Source organism: Bradyrhizobium sp. 2S1 (assembly GCF_011516625.5).
In the GTDB taxonomy this organism is placed as follows: domain Bacteria; phylum Pseudomonadota; class Alphaproteobacteria; order Rhizobiales; family Xanthobacteraceae; genus Bradyrhizobium; species Bradyrhizobium septentrionale.
This window is the reverse complement of record NZ_CP147717.1, coordinates 3,320,366-3,336,063: the sequence shown is the minus strand read 5'-3', so window position 1 is coordinate 3,336,063 and position 15,698 is coordinate 3,320,366. Positions and strand designations below refer to the sequence as shown.

At 64.7% G+C, this 15,698-nt stretch carries 11 protein-coding genes and 1 pseudogene; 8 read left to right on the top strand and 4 right to left on the bottom strand.

Features of this window, described 5'->3' with window-relative positions:
• The first annotated feature begins 14 nt into the window (after positions 1-14).
• Complete coding sequence (locus HAP54_RS15710; protein WP_166301429.1) at positions 15-998, top strand: hypothetical protein; 984 nt, start codon at positions 15-17, stop codon at positions 996-998.
• Positions 999-1,040: 42 nt separating this feature from the next.
• Here HAP54_RS15710 and HAP54_RS15705 read toward each other — a convergent pair whose 3' ends face one another.
• A complete protein-coding gene (locus tag HAP54_RS15705; RefSeq protein WP_283843209.1) occupies positions 1,041-1,166 on the bottom strand; it encodes a hypothetical protein in 126 nt (41 codons plus the stop codon).
• Positions 1,167-1,267: 101 nt separating this feature from the next.
• Between HAP54_RS15705 and HAP54_RS15700 the strand changes: the two genes are divergently transcribed.
• The 6 genes and pseudogenes from HAP54_RS15700 to HAP54_RS15675 all read left to right on the top strand — a co-directional run bounded on the left by HAP54_RS15700 (position 1,268) and on the right by HAP54_RS15675 (position 11,170).
• Positions 1,268-1,588 carry a hypothetical protein gene (locus HAP54_RS15700; protein WP_029079854.1) on the top strand — a complete coding sequence of 107 codons (321 nt, stop codon included), beginning with the start codon at positions 1,268-1,270 and terminating at the stop codon, positions 1,586-1,588.
• A 229-nt stretch (positions 1,589-1,817) separates the two neighbouring features.
• Positions 1,818-2,551 (top strand): annotated as a pseudogene (locus HAP54_RS15695) (outer membrane protein).
• A 237-nt stretch (positions 2,552-2,788) separates the two neighbouring features.
• Positions 2,789-4,933: a methyl-accepting chemotaxis protein gene (locus HAP54_RS15690; RefSeq protein WP_166301426.1), complete on the top strand. Its 2,145-nt coding sequence runs from the start codon at positions 2,789-2,791 to the stop codon at positions 4,931-4,933.
• Between the two features lie 128 nt (positions 4,934-5,061).
• Positions 5,062-6,126, top strand: a complete 1,065-nt coding sequence (locus HAP54_RS15685) for an MBL fold metallo-hydrolase (RefSeq protein WP_166301423.1) — start codon at positions 5,062-5,064, stop codon at positions 6,124-6,126.
• 191 nt (positions 6,127-6,317) lie between these two features.
• Positions 6,318-7,547 carry a 5-aminolevulinate synthase gene (hemA, locus tag HAP54_RS15680; RefSeq protein ID WP_166301420.1) on the top strand — a complete coding sequence of 410 codons (1,230 nt, stop codon included), beginning with the start codon at positions 6,318-6,320 and terminating at the stop codon, positions 7,545-7,547.
• 113 nt (positions 7,548-7,660) lie between these two features.
• Positions 7,661-11,170, top strand: a complete 3,510-nt coding sequence (locus tag HAP54_RS15675) for a PAS domain-containing hybrid sensor histidine kinase/response regulator (protein WP_166301417.1) — start codon at positions 7,661-7,663, stop codon at positions 11,168-11,170.
• A gap of 28 nt (positions 11,171-11,198) precedes the next feature.
• Here HAP54_RS15675 and HAP54_RS15670 read toward each other — a convergent pair whose 3' ends face one another.
• From HAP54_RS15670 to HAP54_RS15660, 3 genes are all read right to left on the bottom strand, one after another.
• A complete protein-coding gene (locus HAP54_RS15670) occupies positions 11,199-12,152 on the bottom strand; it encodes an IS110 family transposase (RefSeq protein ID WP_166297397.1) in 954 nt (317 codons plus the stop codon).
• 249 nt (positions 12,153-12,401) lie between these two features.
• Positions 12,402-12,938, bottom strand: a complete 537-nt coding sequence (locus HAP54_RS15665; protein WP_166301414.1) for an REP-associated tyrosine transposase — start codon at positions 12,936-12,938, stop codon at positions 12,402-12,404.
• Between the two features lie 63 nt (positions 12,939-13,001).
• Positions 13,002-13,676, bottom strand: a complete 675-nt coding sequence (locus HAP54_RS15660; protein ID WP_166213677.1) for a response regulator — start codon at positions 13,674-13,676, stop codon at positions 13,002-13,004.
• A gap of 356 nt (positions 13,677-14,032) precedes the next feature.
• Here HAP54_RS15660 and HAP54_RS15655 point away from each other — a divergent pair, with 356 nt between their 5' ends.
• Positions 14,033-15,658, top strand: coding sequence for an MFS transporter (locus HAP54_RS15655; RefSeq protein WP_175619786.1), 1,626 nt, complete (start codon positions 14,033-14,035; stop codon positions 15,656-15,658).
• The last annotated feature ends 40 nt before the right edge of the window (positions 15,659-15,698 follow it).

Sequence of the window (15,698 nt, the reverse complement as noted above, 5' to 3'; positions counted from 1 at the left end):
TACCCGAGCATCTGTTGACGATGGACGTGCCGAATTATTCGGAACGTCCGCTCGACGTTTCGTATCGCGCACGCAAGGCTCCGCCTTGGTACGGATACTTCGCCGAGGAAAAATGGCGAATAGCCGACAGATTTGCCGCTGATGCAGCGCAGTACAATCTGGTCTGCGACATCGACACGAGCGAAACGTCCCGAATCTACGGCGGCTCCTGGGTTGACTTCATCGCGAGCTCGAAGGCCGTTTTGGGGACGGAGAGCGGGGTCAGTTTCATCGATTTCACCGGGGACGCCCAAATCCAGGTGGAACGCTTCTGCGCCGAAAATCCCGATGTGTCCCACGAGGTGGTGAGACAGAAATTTCTGGGAGACGACGACGGCAAGATCGTTATCCGGGTGGTTTCTCCCCGCATTTTCGAAGCTGCCGCGCTTCGTACTCTGATGATCCTCTATGAAGGTGACTATTCAGGTGCGGTAAAGCCGTGGGATCATTACGTCCCGCTCAGCCGCGACCACAGCAACATGGCGGAGGTGGTCTCGGTCATACGAAATCCTTCGAAGGCGCAATCCATCATTGATCGTGCGTTTCACGAAGTCGCGCTGTCTCCGGCGTGGACTTTCAAGCGAATGGTCGAGCGATTTGACAAAGTCGTCGTCGACGAAGCGCAACGGGTTGAGCTTGCGCGCAATGCGATTCCCGGGGCGCTCGATCCCCTGGAACTGGCCATCAGCACGCGCGGACTGGAGCTGACCGCACGCGGCCGATATCTGGAAGAACATGTTCTCCCCGTCTACAACAAGCTGATAGAAGACCATCAAGGGCTGGCCAACGCCTACGAAAGGCTGGCCACAGACCACCAAAGGCTGGCGACGGATTGCCAACGGCTAGCCATGGATCAACAGAGCCTGGCCAACATGTCCATCAAGCGCTTTGCCTATACGTGGCTTCGGCGAACCCTCGGTTCCGTCAAGAGAAAATTGACCTCGCCCCTCGGCAACTGAGGACTGTCTACGGCAGAAAGTGCCCTCGTCGGGTTCGCAGGATCAATGCGCGAGCAGCAGGCCCACGCCGCCGATCATCAGCACGACGTAGAACGCGAACACACTGCCGACCCATTTCCAATCGATGTGTCCGTGTTCGGGGCTGAGGCTTTCGATGATGCCGTGCATGATGGTTTCCTTTAGAAGTCGCATGCGCGGCGTATAGCCCGCACCCCGAGCACGTCATGTGACTCACTTCACACTTTGCGATCGCGGAGCGGACTTAAAGCGTGACCGGCCCAGAACTGAAGAAATTGCGCAAACATCTCGGCGAGGCGCTTGGCCGCGAGCTGACGGCGGCCGACATGGCGAAGCTGTGCGGGTTGCCGGCCGCCGGCGGCGCCGAGAAGCTCCGCAAATGGGAGGTCACCGGCCCGACCCCGAAGGTCGCCGCGCTGCTGCGCGTGCTGGCGATGGCGAGCGAGCACTATCCGATCCTGGAGAAGTTCGACGTGTTCGATCGCCACGACGTCCCCGTTAAGGACCGCGCCGCGCGCCGTCAGGCGTTCCGCGAGCAGATGCGCGACGACGTGCGCAAGCGACTTGGTTAGCAAGCGGCTTGATTGACGGCGGGCGGGCGTCGCACGCGCCGCGTTAAGCCTTCCTTCATTCCGGCTTAAGCGTTCGTTAGGCACAACAAAACGTTTCGCCGCAAAGCCTGCGACTTAACGCGCCGGGCGGTCTTCCGGTGACAGCATTTTATTCAAATGCGGTCTATCTCGCCGGCCATGGACGGCGCCATGTCGCTGCGCCTCCACGACTTGTCCGGAGACTGACCACATGAAGAAGATCCTGCTTGCAACCGCAGCCGCCGTCGCCGCCTTGAGCGCGACCGCCCAGGCCGCCGACCTCAACCGGGGCTATTACCAGAAGGCGCCCGCGCCCGTTACGCCGCTCCGCTCTACAACTGGACCGGCTTCTATCTCGGCGGCCATCTCGGCGGCGTGTTCTCACAGAACAACACGTTCAACGGCCTCGCGCTGTCCGACTCCAGCGCCCGCTTCATGGGCGGCGTGCAGGGCGGCTACGACTGGCAGCTGTCGCCGATGTGGGTGATCGGCCTTGAAGGCCAGTATTCCTGGGTCGGCAACCACCAGCTCAACGCGATCTTCCCCGGCGGCTATGTCTACAACAACAACCAGCGCGGCATCGCATCGATCACCGGCCGCGTCGGCTACACTTGGGGCCCGGGCCTGATCTATGTGAAGGGCGGTTACGCCTATTCCGACAACAACGAGACGGTGACGCTCGGCGGCGCGCCGGTCGGCTTCGCGCTCACCGACAATCACAGCAACGGCTGGACGATCGGCGGCGGCGCCGAATACATGTTCGCGCCGAACTGGTCGGCCAAGGTCGAGTACCAGTATTACGACTTCGGCGACAGCCGCTTCACCGCGCCGGCCGCGCTGGTGCCGTTCGGCAGCTTCCACAACGACGAGCACACGGTGAAGGCCGGCCTCAACTATCGCTTCAATCTCGGCAACCTCGGCGGCCCCGGCTACGCGCGTTACTGAGACCACGCGCCACAACCAATAATGGAAAGGCCGGCTTGCGCCGGCCTTTTTGCGTCCGGTCGCGTGCATCGATTCCGCAGAGCGAACCAAGCCAGTGCTCCCGCACGACCGCCCTGAAAAATCCCGCGGATCGTCGCAATTTTCCCGATTTTGTTAACCCGCCGCACCGATACTCCCGCGCCGGGGAAACATCCAAGAGTAGTGGCCAGGGGTAGTGGGCCAGGGGGCACGAGGGCAATGGCGTTTCGGTTCAAGCTCGGCAAACTCAATCTCAAGCGCATCGGCCTGCCGCAGATGGGCGTCAGGGGCAGCCTGTTCGCGGCATTCGCCGAGATCGCAGGCATGGCGCTCGTGATCAGCGCAGGCGCCGGCATCGTGCTGCATCAGCTCGGCGGCACCATGACCGATCTCAGCGGCCGCGACATTCCGCGGCTTGCCGCGAGCCTGCAACTGTCAGCGCAGAGCGCCTCGCTCGCAGCGCAAGGTCCCGGCCTGCTCGCCGTGCAGAGCGAGGATGCACTCAACGATCGCACCAAGAAGGTGAAGGAGGTCGCGCAGGCGACCCGCGCCAAGCTCGGCGAGATCATCGAGCTCGGCGCCGACAAGTCCGTCGTCAGCGCGCTGCAGGAGAACGTCAAGAACACCGACGAGGCCACCAATAGCCTGATCTCGGCGGCGCGCGAGCGGCTCGAAGTCGGCGCGCTGCGCGACAAGCAGTACAATGCGCTGCGCAAGGCGCAGACGGCCTTCGTCTCCGCCGCGAGCCCCGCGATGCTCGACGCGCAAACGAGACTCAACGCCATCCTCGGCGCCGCCGACGTGTCCGCCGATGACGCCACCGAGGCGGCCCGCACCGTCGGCCAGATCAGCAACGTGCTCGCCGCCGGCAATCTGATGGCCGCCGACATGACCGCCGCGCTGTCGGCCAATTCCAGCGAGACGCTCGATGCGATCGAGGCCGAGTTCAAGAACGGGCGCGAACGCATCAAGTCCAACCTCGAGGACCTGCCGAACAATCCGGCGATCGTCGCGGTGCGCGACACAGCGCAGAAGCTGCTCGTGCTCGGCGAAGGCAAGACCGGTGTGTTCAAGATCCGCCAGAAGGAGCTCGACGCGATCGATTACGGCCAGACCATTTTGGAAGAAACGCGCAAGCTCAATGTCGGGCTCGGCATCAGCGTGCAGCAGCTGGTCGAGGCCGTGCAGAAGGAAACCGATACCTCGACCTTCCAGGCGCGGCAGCAGATCTCGCTCGCGACCATGGTGATGATCGCGCTCGGCGCGCTGACGCTGGTCGGCTCGTTCCTGTTCGTCTGGCTCTATGTCGGGCGCAACATCCTGCGCCGGATCCGCGGCCTGCAGCGTTCGATGCAGCTGTTGTCCGATGGCGACCTCGACACCGAGATCCCGCAGAGCCGGCAGCGCGACGAGATCGCTGTGATGGCCGACGCGCTGCAGGTGTTCCGCGAGAGCATGATCGAGGGCCGCGAGCTCACGGAGAACCAGAACAAGGACCGCACCGCCAAGGCGGAGCGCACCACGCGCATGGAAGCGCAGATCGTCACCTTCGAGTCCAATGTCCGCAGCGCGCTCGGCAGCCTGCAGACCGCGGCGAACTCGATGCAGTCGACCGCGCAGAGCATGTCGGCGACCGCCGACCAGTCGAGCGCATTGGTCAATGCGGTGGCCGCGGCCGCCGAGGAGACCTCGGTCAACGTGCAGACGGTGTCGGCCGGCACCGAGGAGCTGTCGTCGTCGATCTCGGAGATCGGCCGTCAGGTCGTCACCTCGGCGGAGATCGCCCGCAAGGCGGTCGAGGAAGCCAGCGCCACCGACAGCACAATGCAGGGCCTTGCCGACAATGCCGCGCGGATCAGCGTCGTGGTCGACCTGATCCAGACCATCGCCTCGCAGACCAACCTGCTGGCCCTCAACGCCACCATCGAGGCGGCGCGCGCCGGCGAGGCCGGCCGCGGCTTTGCCGTGGTCGCCTCCGAGGTCAAGAACCTGGCGAGCCAGACCGCGAAAGCGACCGAGGAAATCCGCCAGCAGATCGTCAGCATGCAGGAGGTGACGACCACGGCGGTTTCCGCGATCCGCAACATCTCGAGCACGATCGGCGAGATCAACGACGTCACCACCGCGATCGCCGCCGCCGTCGAGGAGCAGGGCGCGGCGACCCGCGAGATCGCCCGCAACATCCAGCACGCCGCCGGCGGCACCAGCGAGGTGTCGAGCAACATCGTCGGCGTCTCCACCGCGTCAGCCGAAGCCGGCGCCGCCGACGGCGAGATGCTGAGCGCCTCCGACGCGCTGCGCCGCGAGGCCGACGTGCTGCGCTCGGAGATCGACGGCTTCCTGTCGAACATACGCGCGGCGTAGGAATAGGCCCCGGATAACGCTTCGCTCCATCCGGGCTACGGAATTCGGGTGCCTCGCCGCCCCATTCTCCGGACGACTATCTGATTTTTCGGCTGGCGCAGCGGGCAATGTGCCGCTAAGTCGGTAGCATGCATACGAAGACCGACAGCCTGCCCTCCTCGGCGGAGGCATTGCGATACCCCTGGGAGAACCATCCCGGCCACGATCAGGTCGTGGAGGTCGCCCCCGGCGTGCTGTGGGCGCGGCTGAAGCTGCCGTTCCGCCTCAACCATGTGAACGTCTATCTGCTCGCCGACGGCGACGGCTGGACCATGGTGGATGCCGGCTTCGGCAATGAGGAATCGATCGCGGCCTGGACCACGCTGTTCGAGGGACCGCTGAAGCACGTCAAGGTCACGCGGCTGATCGTGACCCATTCGCACCCCGACCATGTCGGTCTCGCCGGCTGGATCACCGAGCGCTTCGACTGCCCGCTGTTCATGTCGCAGGTGGAATATCTTCAGTCGGTCTATCACCAGAACCGCGGCACCGAGGAGCGGCGCAACGCGCAGCGGCTGTTCTTCCGCCGCCACGGCATGGACGAGGACCTGACTGAAAAACTGCTCGGCCGCGGCCAAGACTATCTGAAGCGCGTCTCGGTGCTGCCGCCGTCCTATCATCGCCTCACCCATGGCGACGAGGTCGTGATCGGCACGCGGCGCTTCAAGGTGATCACCGGCGGCGGACACGCGCTCGACCAGGTGATGCTGTATTGCGCGGCCGACAAACTATTCCTGTCCGCCGACCAGGTGCTGAGCAAGATCTCGCCCAATGTCAGCGTCTGGGCGGTCGAGCCCGAGCAGAATTCGCTCGGCGAATATCTGGCATCGCTGGCGAGCCTGACCACCACCCTGCCCTACGACGTGATGGTGCTGCCCGGCCATGGCGTGCCGTTCTACGGGCTGAAGACCCGGATCAAGCAGCTCGCCGATCACCATGAGGAGCGCTGCCGGCTGATCGCCGAGGCCTGCCGCGAGGTGCCGCAGACCTCCAAGGAGCTGGTGCCGGTGGTGTTCCACAAGCACGTGCTGGACGAGCACCAGATGGGCTTCGCTGCCGGCGAACTGGTTGCCCATGTCAACTACATGCTGGTCGAGGGCCGGCTGACGGCCGAGATGGCCGCCGACGGCATGCTGCGCTTCAGGACGAGCTGAGCGCCCGGCCCCGGGGCGGCCATGCCGCGTCCCGGCGATTTGACCGAAATCAAGGCGGATAGACCCCCGCTAGGGCAATTTGCCCAACTGCGGCGCATGCCCAGATGTGAGCCAATGCATGGACATTAGAGCTGGAAAAGCTCTAAGAAGAGGCAGCTTTTCCGGTCAGGTTCCGCTTTCTGGGTTCGCCGATGAATTACAGCCAGTTTTTCCAAACCGCCCTCAACCGCCTGCATGACGAGCGGCGCTACCGGGTGTTCGCCGACCTCGAGCGGATCGCGGGACGCTTCCCGCACGCGACCTGGCATTCGCCGAAGGGCAGCCGCAACGTCGTGATCTGGTGCTCCAACGACTATCTCGGCATGGGCCAGCACCCCAAGGTGGTCGGCGCCATGGTCGAGACCGCGACCCGGGTCGGCACCGGCGCCGGCGGCACCCGCAACATCGCGGGCACCCACCATCCGCTGGTGCAGCTCGAGGCCGAGCTCGCCGACCTCCACGGCAAGGAAGGCTCGCTGCTGTTCACCTCGGGCTATGTCTCGAACCAGACCGGCATCTCGACGCTCGCCAAGCTGATCCCGAACTGCCTGATCCTGTCGGACGCGCTGAACCACAATTCGATGATCGAAGGCGTCCGCCAGGCCGGCTGCGAACGCCAGATCTTCCGCCACAACGACGTCGCCCATCTCGAAGAGCTGCTGATCGCCGCCGGCCCCGACCGGCCGAAGCTGATCGTCTGCGAGAGCCTTTATTCGATGGACGGCGACGTCGCGCCGCTCGCGAAGATCTGCGATCTCGCCGAGAAATACGGCGCCATGACCTATGTCGACGAGGTGCATGCGGTCGGCATGTACGGCCCGCGCGGCGGCGGCATCGCCGAGCGTGACGGCGTGATGCACCGGATCGACGTGCTCGAGGGCACCCTTGCCAAGGCGTTCGGTTGCCTCGGCGGCTATATCGCCGGCCGCGCCGAGATCATCGACGCGGTGCGCTCCTATGCGCCGGGCTTCATCTTCACGACCGCGCTGCCGCCGGCGATCTGCTCGGCCGCGACCGCCGCGATCCGCCATCTGAAGACCTCGAACTGGGAGCGCGAGCGGCACCAGGACCGCGCCGCCCGCACCAAGGCGATCCTGACCGCCGCCGGCCTGCCGGTGATGTCGAGCGACACCCATATCGTGCCGCTGTTCGTCGGCGATCCCGAGAAGTGCAAGCGCGCCTCCGACCTGCTGCTCGAGGACCACGGCATCTACATCCAGCCGATCAACTATCCGACGGTCGCCAAGGGCACCGAGCGGCTGCGCATCACGCCCTCGCCCTACCATGACGACGGCCTGATCGACGCGCTGGCCGAGGCCCTGCTCCAGGTCTGGGACCGGCTCGGCCTGCCGCTGCGCCAGAAGTCGCTGGCCGCCGAGTAACCCTATCCTTCTCCGACCCCGAATTTGGGCCGGTCGTGCGATGCGCGGCCGGCCCTTTGCGTTATACTCGGGGCAACCGGCCCGTTCTTGGCCGGGACAGGAGATGAGCAGCGATGCTGCACGACTGGGGCGTCATCGCCACGGCGTTCGCCTACATCGGATTGTTGTTCTTCATTGCCAGCCGCGGCGACCGGACGTCGCCGGGCGCGCGCGGCCGTGCCAGCCAGTGGATCTATCCGCTGTCGCTGGCGATCTACTGCACCTCCTGGACCTTCTTCGGCTCGGTCGGCTTCGCCACCCGCACCAGCATCGACTTCCTGGCGATCTATATCGGCCCGATCGTGATGATCGGACTGTGCACGCCGCTGCTGCGCCGCGTGATCGCGCTCGCCAAGTCGCAGAACATCACGTCGATCGCCGACTTCATCGCCGCGCGCTACGGCAAGAGCCAGGCGGTCGCGGCCACCGTGGCGTTGATCGCGATCATCGGCTCCGTGCCCTACATCGCGCTGCAACTCAAGGCGATGGCGTCATCGCTGGAGACCATCCTGAGCGAGGACCAGGCGTTCTCGAAGATCCCGATCATCGGCGACATCGCGCTGATGGTGACCTTGGCGATGGCGGTGTTCGCGGTGCTGTTCGGCACCCGCCACACGGACGCCACCGAGCACCAGCACGGCCTGATCCTGGCGATCGCCGCCGAATCCATCGTCAAGCTGGTCGCCTTCATCGCCGCCGGCGCCTTCGTCACCTTCTGGATGTTCTCTCCGGTCGAGCTCTATGAGCGCGCCCTGAAGACGCCGGAGGCGGTGCGCGCGATCGAATACGTGCCGTCGATCGGCAATTTCCTGATCATGACGCTGCTGTCGTTCTGCGCGGTGATGCTGTTGCCGCGCCAGTTCCACGTCAGCGTGGTGGAGAATTCCACCAGCGCCGAGGTCAGCCGGGCGCGCTGGCTGTTCCCGCTCTACCTCGTCGCGATCAATCTGTTCGTGATTCCGATCGCGATCGCGGGCCTCGTCATCTTCCCGTTCGGCGCGGTCGATGCCGACATGTTCGTGCTGGCGCTGCCGATCGAGGGCAATTCGCAGCTGCTCAGCCTCGCCGTCTTCGTCGGCGGGCTGTCGGCCGCGACCGCGATGGTGATCGTCGAATGCGTCGCGCTCTCGATCATGGTCTCCAACGACATCGTGCTGCCGCTGGTGCTGCCGCGCAGCGACGATATCAGCGCCGGCCAGAAGGATTTCGGCGATTTCCTGCTGAAGGCGCGCCGGTTCTCGATCTTCGCCATCATGGTGCTGGCGTATTTCTACTATCGCGCGCTCGGCAACACCCAGCTGGTCGCGATCGGCCTGCTGTCGTTTGCCGCGATCACCCAGCTGGCGCCGGCCTTCTTCGGCGGCCTGTTCTGGCGGCGCGCCACCGCGCGCGGCGCCATGGCGGGCATGCTGGTCGGCTTCGCGACATGGCTCTACACGCTGTTCATCCCGAGCTTCCTGGAGACCTCGACCACAGGCCTGATGCTGCTGCAGCATGGACCGTTCGGGATCGAGGCGCTGCGGCCGCAGGCGCTGTTCGGCGCCGACCTGCCGCCGCTGCTGCACGGCGTGCTGTGGAGCCTGGCGCTCAACATCCTGACCTATGTCCTGTTCTCGCTGGCGCGCGCGCCGTCCGCGATCGAGCTGTTGCAGGCCGATGTGTTCGTGCCCAACGCGTTGGCGCCGATCGCGCCGAGCTTCCGGCGCTGGCGCACCACGGTGACGGTGCAGGACATCCAGAGCACGGTGACGCAATATCTCGGTCCCGACCGCACCCGCGAGGCCTTCGCCTCGTTCGCCGCCGATCGCAATATCGTGCTGCAGACCTCGGCGCCGGCCGATTTCGAGCTGCTGCAGCATGCCGAGCGGTTGATCGCCTCCTCGATCGGGGCCGCGTCCTCGCGCCTCGTGATGTCGCTGCTGTTGCAGCGGCGCACGGTGTCGGCCAAGGCCGCGCTGAAGCTGCTCGACGATTCCCACGCCGCGCTGCATTTCAACCGCGAGATCCTGCAGACCGCGCTCAATCATGTGCGCCAGGGCATCGCGGTGTTCGACGCCGATTTGCAGCTGATCTGTTCCAACCGCCAGTTCTCCGAATTGCTCGGGCTGCCGCCGCATCTGGTGCAGCTCGGCATCCCGCTGCCCGAGATCCTCGAATTCATGGGGGCGATCAGTCCGCCGCCGGCCGGCGACAGCGACAGCCTGTTGCAGCTGCGGCTGCGCGCCTACACCACCGAGGGCGAGCCCTATCTGGAACGCTTCACCGACCGCCATCTGGTGATCGAGGTGCGCGCCAACCGGATGCCGGGCGGCGGGCTCGTCCTCACCTTCTCCGACGTCACGCCGAGCTTCGAGGCCGCCGAGGCGCTGGAGCGCGCCAATGCGACGCTGGAAAAGCGCGTGCGCGACCGCACCGAGGAGCTGACGCGGCTGAACTCAGAGCTCGCGCTCGCCAAGGGCGTCGCGGAAGACGCCAACGCCTCCAAGACGCGCTTCCTGGCGGCAGCCAGCCACGACATCCTGCAGCCGCTCAATGCGGCACGGCTCTATGTCACGAGCCTGGTCGAGCGCCAGAACGGCGGCGAGGATTCACGGCTGGTCGAGAACATCGACGACTCGCTGGAAGCGATCGAGGACATCCTGGGCGCGCTGCTCGATATCTCCAGGCTCGACGCCGGTGCCATGACGCCGGCGATCACGAGCTTCCGGATGGCGGACCTGATGCGCTCGCTGGAGATCGAGTTCATGCCGATCGCCCGCGACAAGGGCCTCGATCTGCGCTTCGTGGCCTGCTCGCTGCCGGTCGAATCCGACCGCTCGCTGCTGCGCCGGCTGCTGCAGAACTTCATCTCCAACGCCATCAAATATACCCCGCGCGGCCGCGTGCTGATCGGCTGCCGCCGCCGCGGCGACAAGCTGCAGATCAGCATCTTCGACACCGGCGTCGGCATTCCGGTGCAGAAGCGCGGCGAGATCTTCAAGGAATTCCACCGCCTCGAGCAGGGCGCCCGGATCGCCCGCGGCCTCGGCCTCGGCCTGTCGATCGTCGAGCGGCTGGCGCGCGTGCTCAATCACCGCATCGCGATCTCGGCCAATCTGAGCGGCGGCTCGGCATTCTCGGTCACGGTGCCGGTCGCGACCGCGGTCAATCACACCGCCGCCGTCACCAGCGCCACGCCGCTGTCGAAGACGCCGATGAGCGGCTCGCTGATCGTCTGCATCGAGAACGATCCCGCGATTCTCGACGGCATGAAGACGCTGCTGACGGCGTGGGACGCCGAGGTGATCGCGGTGCTCGATGCCGACGGCGCGATCAGTGCGATCGAAACCGCCGGCGGCCGCGTCACCGGCGTGCTGGTCGACTACCATCTCGACCGCGGCAACGGCGTCGCCGCGATCCGCGATATCCGCCGCCGCTTCGGCGACGGCATCCCGGCGATCCTGATCACCGCCGACCGCAGCCCGGCAGTGCGCGCCGCCGCGCGCGAGGAGAACATCGCGGTGCTGAACAAGCCGGTCAAACCGGCCTCGCTGCGCGCCCTGCTCGGACAGTGGCGGACGCAACAGATGGTGGCGGCGGAGTAACGAGGGCAACGAGAAACCGTAGCAACCATTAAGTCGCGGACGCCTGTTCGCGCCAAGGCGTTCCGCGCTGGATGACAGTGTTGGCATAGATCAGCAGCTTTCGCGCGCAAGCGATGAGAGCTGCGTTGTGGGCCTTTCCGGCTGCGGTTAGGCGTGTGTAGAGCACAATGAGGGCCTTGTTCCAGCGGAATGCCGCCGGAAGCGCCGCAGCAAACAGCGAACGTCGCAGCCGAGCCCGACCGCCGGCGATGCGCCGTTGGCCTTTATGTTGCCCACTGTCGTTGTCGAAGGGCGCGAGCCCCGCGAGGGCCGCAGCCTCCTCGCGGCTGACACGGCCGAGTTCGGGCATGCGGATCAAGAGCGCGAGTGCGGTGCGTTCGCCGATCCCGGGAATGCTGAGCACGAGGTCAAGGCGGGCAGCGAGATCGCGGTGAGCGCGTAGTTGCCTGGCAAGGTAACGGATCTGGGCGAGCCGCCGTGCCTTCAGCCGGGCAATGTCACCCAGCACCAGGCGTCTCAGCGCGGGCTGATCGATATGCTCCAGCCGGGTCTTGCAGCGCTTGATGTCGTCCTCGATCTGCTCGAGGAAGGTCAGATGTTCGGCCAGCTCCGCCAGGCGCGGATCGGGCGCATCTCTGACCTGCTCGATCGCTGCCGCGCAGGCGGCGATCAACACCGCATCCAGCACATCGTTCTTGGCGCGTCGCAGATGCACCCGGCCGAACGCCTTGACCTGGATCGGCTGCAGCACCAGCACCGTGAAGCCTGCCGCACGCAGGTGTTCGACCGCGCCGCGCTCATAGCCCCCGGTCGCTTCGATACCGATTCGGCTCACGTCAGCCTCGGCCAGTTTGGTCGTCAGAATACGCCATCCCGCCAGTGAGTTGGCGACCTGCCAATGTTCGGTCCGGCCGTGAACCGCAACATCGAGCTTGCTCTTGGACGTATCGATTCCAGCCGTCCTTGTGCTAGTCTGTGTCATCCTCGTCGCCCCCGCCTTGTGAAGCGAACCTAACCGTTCCGGCAACCATCCGGGTCCGATGAAGGTGCTGGCGCGATCCTGCTACGGGGCAGCCACGAACTGCTCAGGATGGGTGCGATCCGATCGGCAGCGGCCTGTCGCGGTCGCTAACCGCGACAGGCCATTCCTCTCGGAATATGCCGACGATAACCGATCGCGTTATTACAAGGATGGGTGGAGCGCAGCGATACCCATCACCTTTCCGCTTGCTCAACTCCTCTCGCCAAACTCCCCATCCAGACCAGAAACGTCCCCGGCCCAATCCTCAACATAGACACCCTGCTGCACAAGGCGGTGGAACGACGAATGCGGCCAATCGCTCACACGTGTCACAAGCCCATGTTTGACGGGGTTGATGTGAACGTAATCGATGTGCCGAGTAAAATCGGTCTCATCACGGATCGTGTGCTCCCAGTATCGTCGCTGCCAGATACCTCGTTCTCCCTTGCCAGCGCGGCTAGCCGAGACCGGCTCACCGCCAGCCAGCTGTCGAGAGAATGACGTTTTGATGAGCCGCCATCGTGTCGAAAAATCTGCATCTCCGTCCGGCAGGGTCCAGACAGTGTGCAGATGGTCGGGTAGGACCACGATGGCATCGATAGTGAACGGATGGCGTCGCTGGGTCTCACGCAATGCCGTCCGCAATCTATCGACATTTTCGGTCAGCAGCCGACGTCGCCGATCCGCCAGATTAACGGTGAAGAAGAAACAGCCTCCGGCAATGAAATTGCGGCGGTAACCGGTCATACTTCCACGCCCGGCCGCCAAAATGATGGGTATCGCTGCGCTCCACCCATCCTACGCGTTCCATCACGTCGACGGGGTGCCCTGGCGCCACTGGCCGCCGGCGATCTTGGCGGCGGCGATCACGGCTTGCGTCCGGCTTTCAACGCCGAGCTTCTGCAGGATGGCCGAGACATGGGCCTTGATGGTCGCCTCTGAGACACCGAGCTCGTAGGCGATCTGCTTGTTGAGCAGCCCCTCGGACAGCATCATGAGCACCCGCACCTGCTGCGGGGTCAGCGTCACCAGGCGGTCGCGCAGCCGGGTCATGTCGGGATCGCCGCCAGCCGACAGATCGGTGTCCGGCGGAACCCAGACGTCGCCTTCCATCACCTTCATGATGGCATCACGCAGCGTCTCGACGCCGAAGCGCTTCGGGATGAAACCGGAGGCGCCGAAGTCGAGCGAGCGGCGGATGGTTCCGGCATCGTCGCTGGCAGAGACGATGACAACCGGGATCGCCGGATATTGCGCCCGCAGATAGATCAGGCCCGAGAAGCCGCTGATCCCCGGCATGCTCAGGTCGAGCAGGATCAGGTCGACCTCGGAGTCCCGTTCCAGGAGCGCGGTCAGATCCTCGAACGATCCGGCCTCGCTGATCGTGGCCGAACTCACGACGCTCGACACCGCCTGGCGCAACGCATCGCGGAACAACGGATGGTCGTCGGCGATGACAAGGTGAGTATTGGCAGCAGCAGTCATCTCAGTCCCACAAGCGGGCCTTGGCAAACCCGCACCGTTCGGTTGTCGCCCGCGCGGCAGTATCACGCAAGGGCTCGATAATACCAGATGCCAACGCAGTTAACCCGCCCAGCTTGTGCGCCGCAATAGACGCACGCCGGGGGCGTTCCATATCGCTCGTCCCTCAGAAGATAAGTTCGATCCTGAAAAGGCCAAAAGTCTTATTGGGGCGCATTTCACTGCGATGTTACCCTTTAACTCAAGCTTGGGGCTTATTCGGGCCCAACCCGGCAGACGGGAACGAGCATGGCAGCAATAATTCGGGGGGAGCGATCCAGATGTCCACAATGACTGCAACTTCGGCGCGGCCCGCCGGCATGACCAAGGATGAGCGTTTCGTCATCCTCGCGTCGTCGCTCGGCACCGTCTTCGAGTGGTACGATTTCTATCTGTACGGTTCACTGGCCGGCATCATCGGCGCGCAGTTCTTCTCCGACTATCCGCCGGCGACCCGCGATATCTTCGCGCTGCTGGCCTTTGCCGCCGGCTTCCTGGTCCGCCCGTTCGGCGCGATCGTATTCGGCCGGGTCGGCGACATCGTCGGCCGCAAATACACCTTCCTCGTCACCATCCTGATCATGGGTCTGTCGACCTTCATCGTCGGCCTGTTGCCCAACGCCAAGACCATCGGCATCGCGGCCCCGATCATCCTGATCTCGCTGCGCCTGTTGCAGGGCCTTGCGCTCGGCGGTGAGTATGGCGGTGCGGCGACCTATGTCGCCGAGCATGCGCCGCAGGGCAAGCGTGGCTACTACACCTCGTTCATCCAGACCACGGCCACGCTCGGACTGTTCCTGTCGCTGCTGGTGATTCTGTTCACCCGATCCATCATCGGCGAAAAGGACTTCGCGGAATGGGGCTGGCGCATTCCGTTCCTGGTGTCGGTGCTGCTGCTCGGCATCTCGGTCTGGATCCGGCTGCGGTTGAATGAATCGCCGGTGTTCCAGCGCATGAAGGACGAGGGCAAGGCCTCCAAGGCGCCGTTGACCGAAGCCTTCGCGACCTGGAGCAACGCCAAGATCGTGATCCTCGCGCTGTTCGGCCTGACGATGGGCCAGGCGGTGATCTGGTACACGGGCCAGTTCTACGCGCTGTTCTTCCTGCAATCGATCCTGAAGGTCGACGGCTACACCGCCAACCTCCTGATCGCCTGGTCGCTGTTGCTCGGCACCGGCTTCTTCCTGGTGTTCGGCGCGCTGTCGGACAAGATCGGCCGCAAGCCGATCATCCTGGCGGGCTGCCTGATCGGCGCACTCACACTGTTCCCAATCTTCAAGATGATCACGACCAACGCCAACCCGGCGCTGGAAAAGGCCTATGAGACGGTCAAGGTGCAGGTGGTGGCGGATCCCGCGGGCTGCGGCGATCTGTTCAACCCGGTCGGCACCCGCGTCTTCACGGCGCCTTGCGATACCGCCCGCGCCTTCCTGGCCCAGTCGTCGGTGAAGTACTCCACCGTGCCAGGCCCGGCCGGCTCGCCGGTGAAGATCATGGTCAACGACAAGGAGGTGCCGTACACGGACGCCAAGACGTCGAACCCGCTGATCACCGCGGCGGTGCAGGCGGCGGGCTATCCGAAGCCGGGCGACGCCGGCATCGTGAAGATGTCGAACCCGTTCGACGTCTTCCGTCCGCAGGTAGCCGCAGTCATCGGCCTGCTGTTCATCCTGGTGCTCTACGTCACCATGGTCTACGGACCGATCGCGGCGATGCTGGTGGAACTGTTCCCGACCAAGATCCGCTACACCTCGATGTCGCTGCCCTATCACATCGGCAACGGCTGGTTCGGCGGCCTGCTGCCGGCGACCGCGTTTGCGATCACCGCCTCGACCGGCGATATCTATTCCGGACTGTGGTACCCGGTGATCTTCGCGGCAATCACCGTCGTGGTCGGCGCATTGTTCATTCCGGAGACCAAGGACGTCGACATCAGCAAGACCTGATCGGTCGACATCTCGATCAAACAGCATCGGCCGCGGAGCG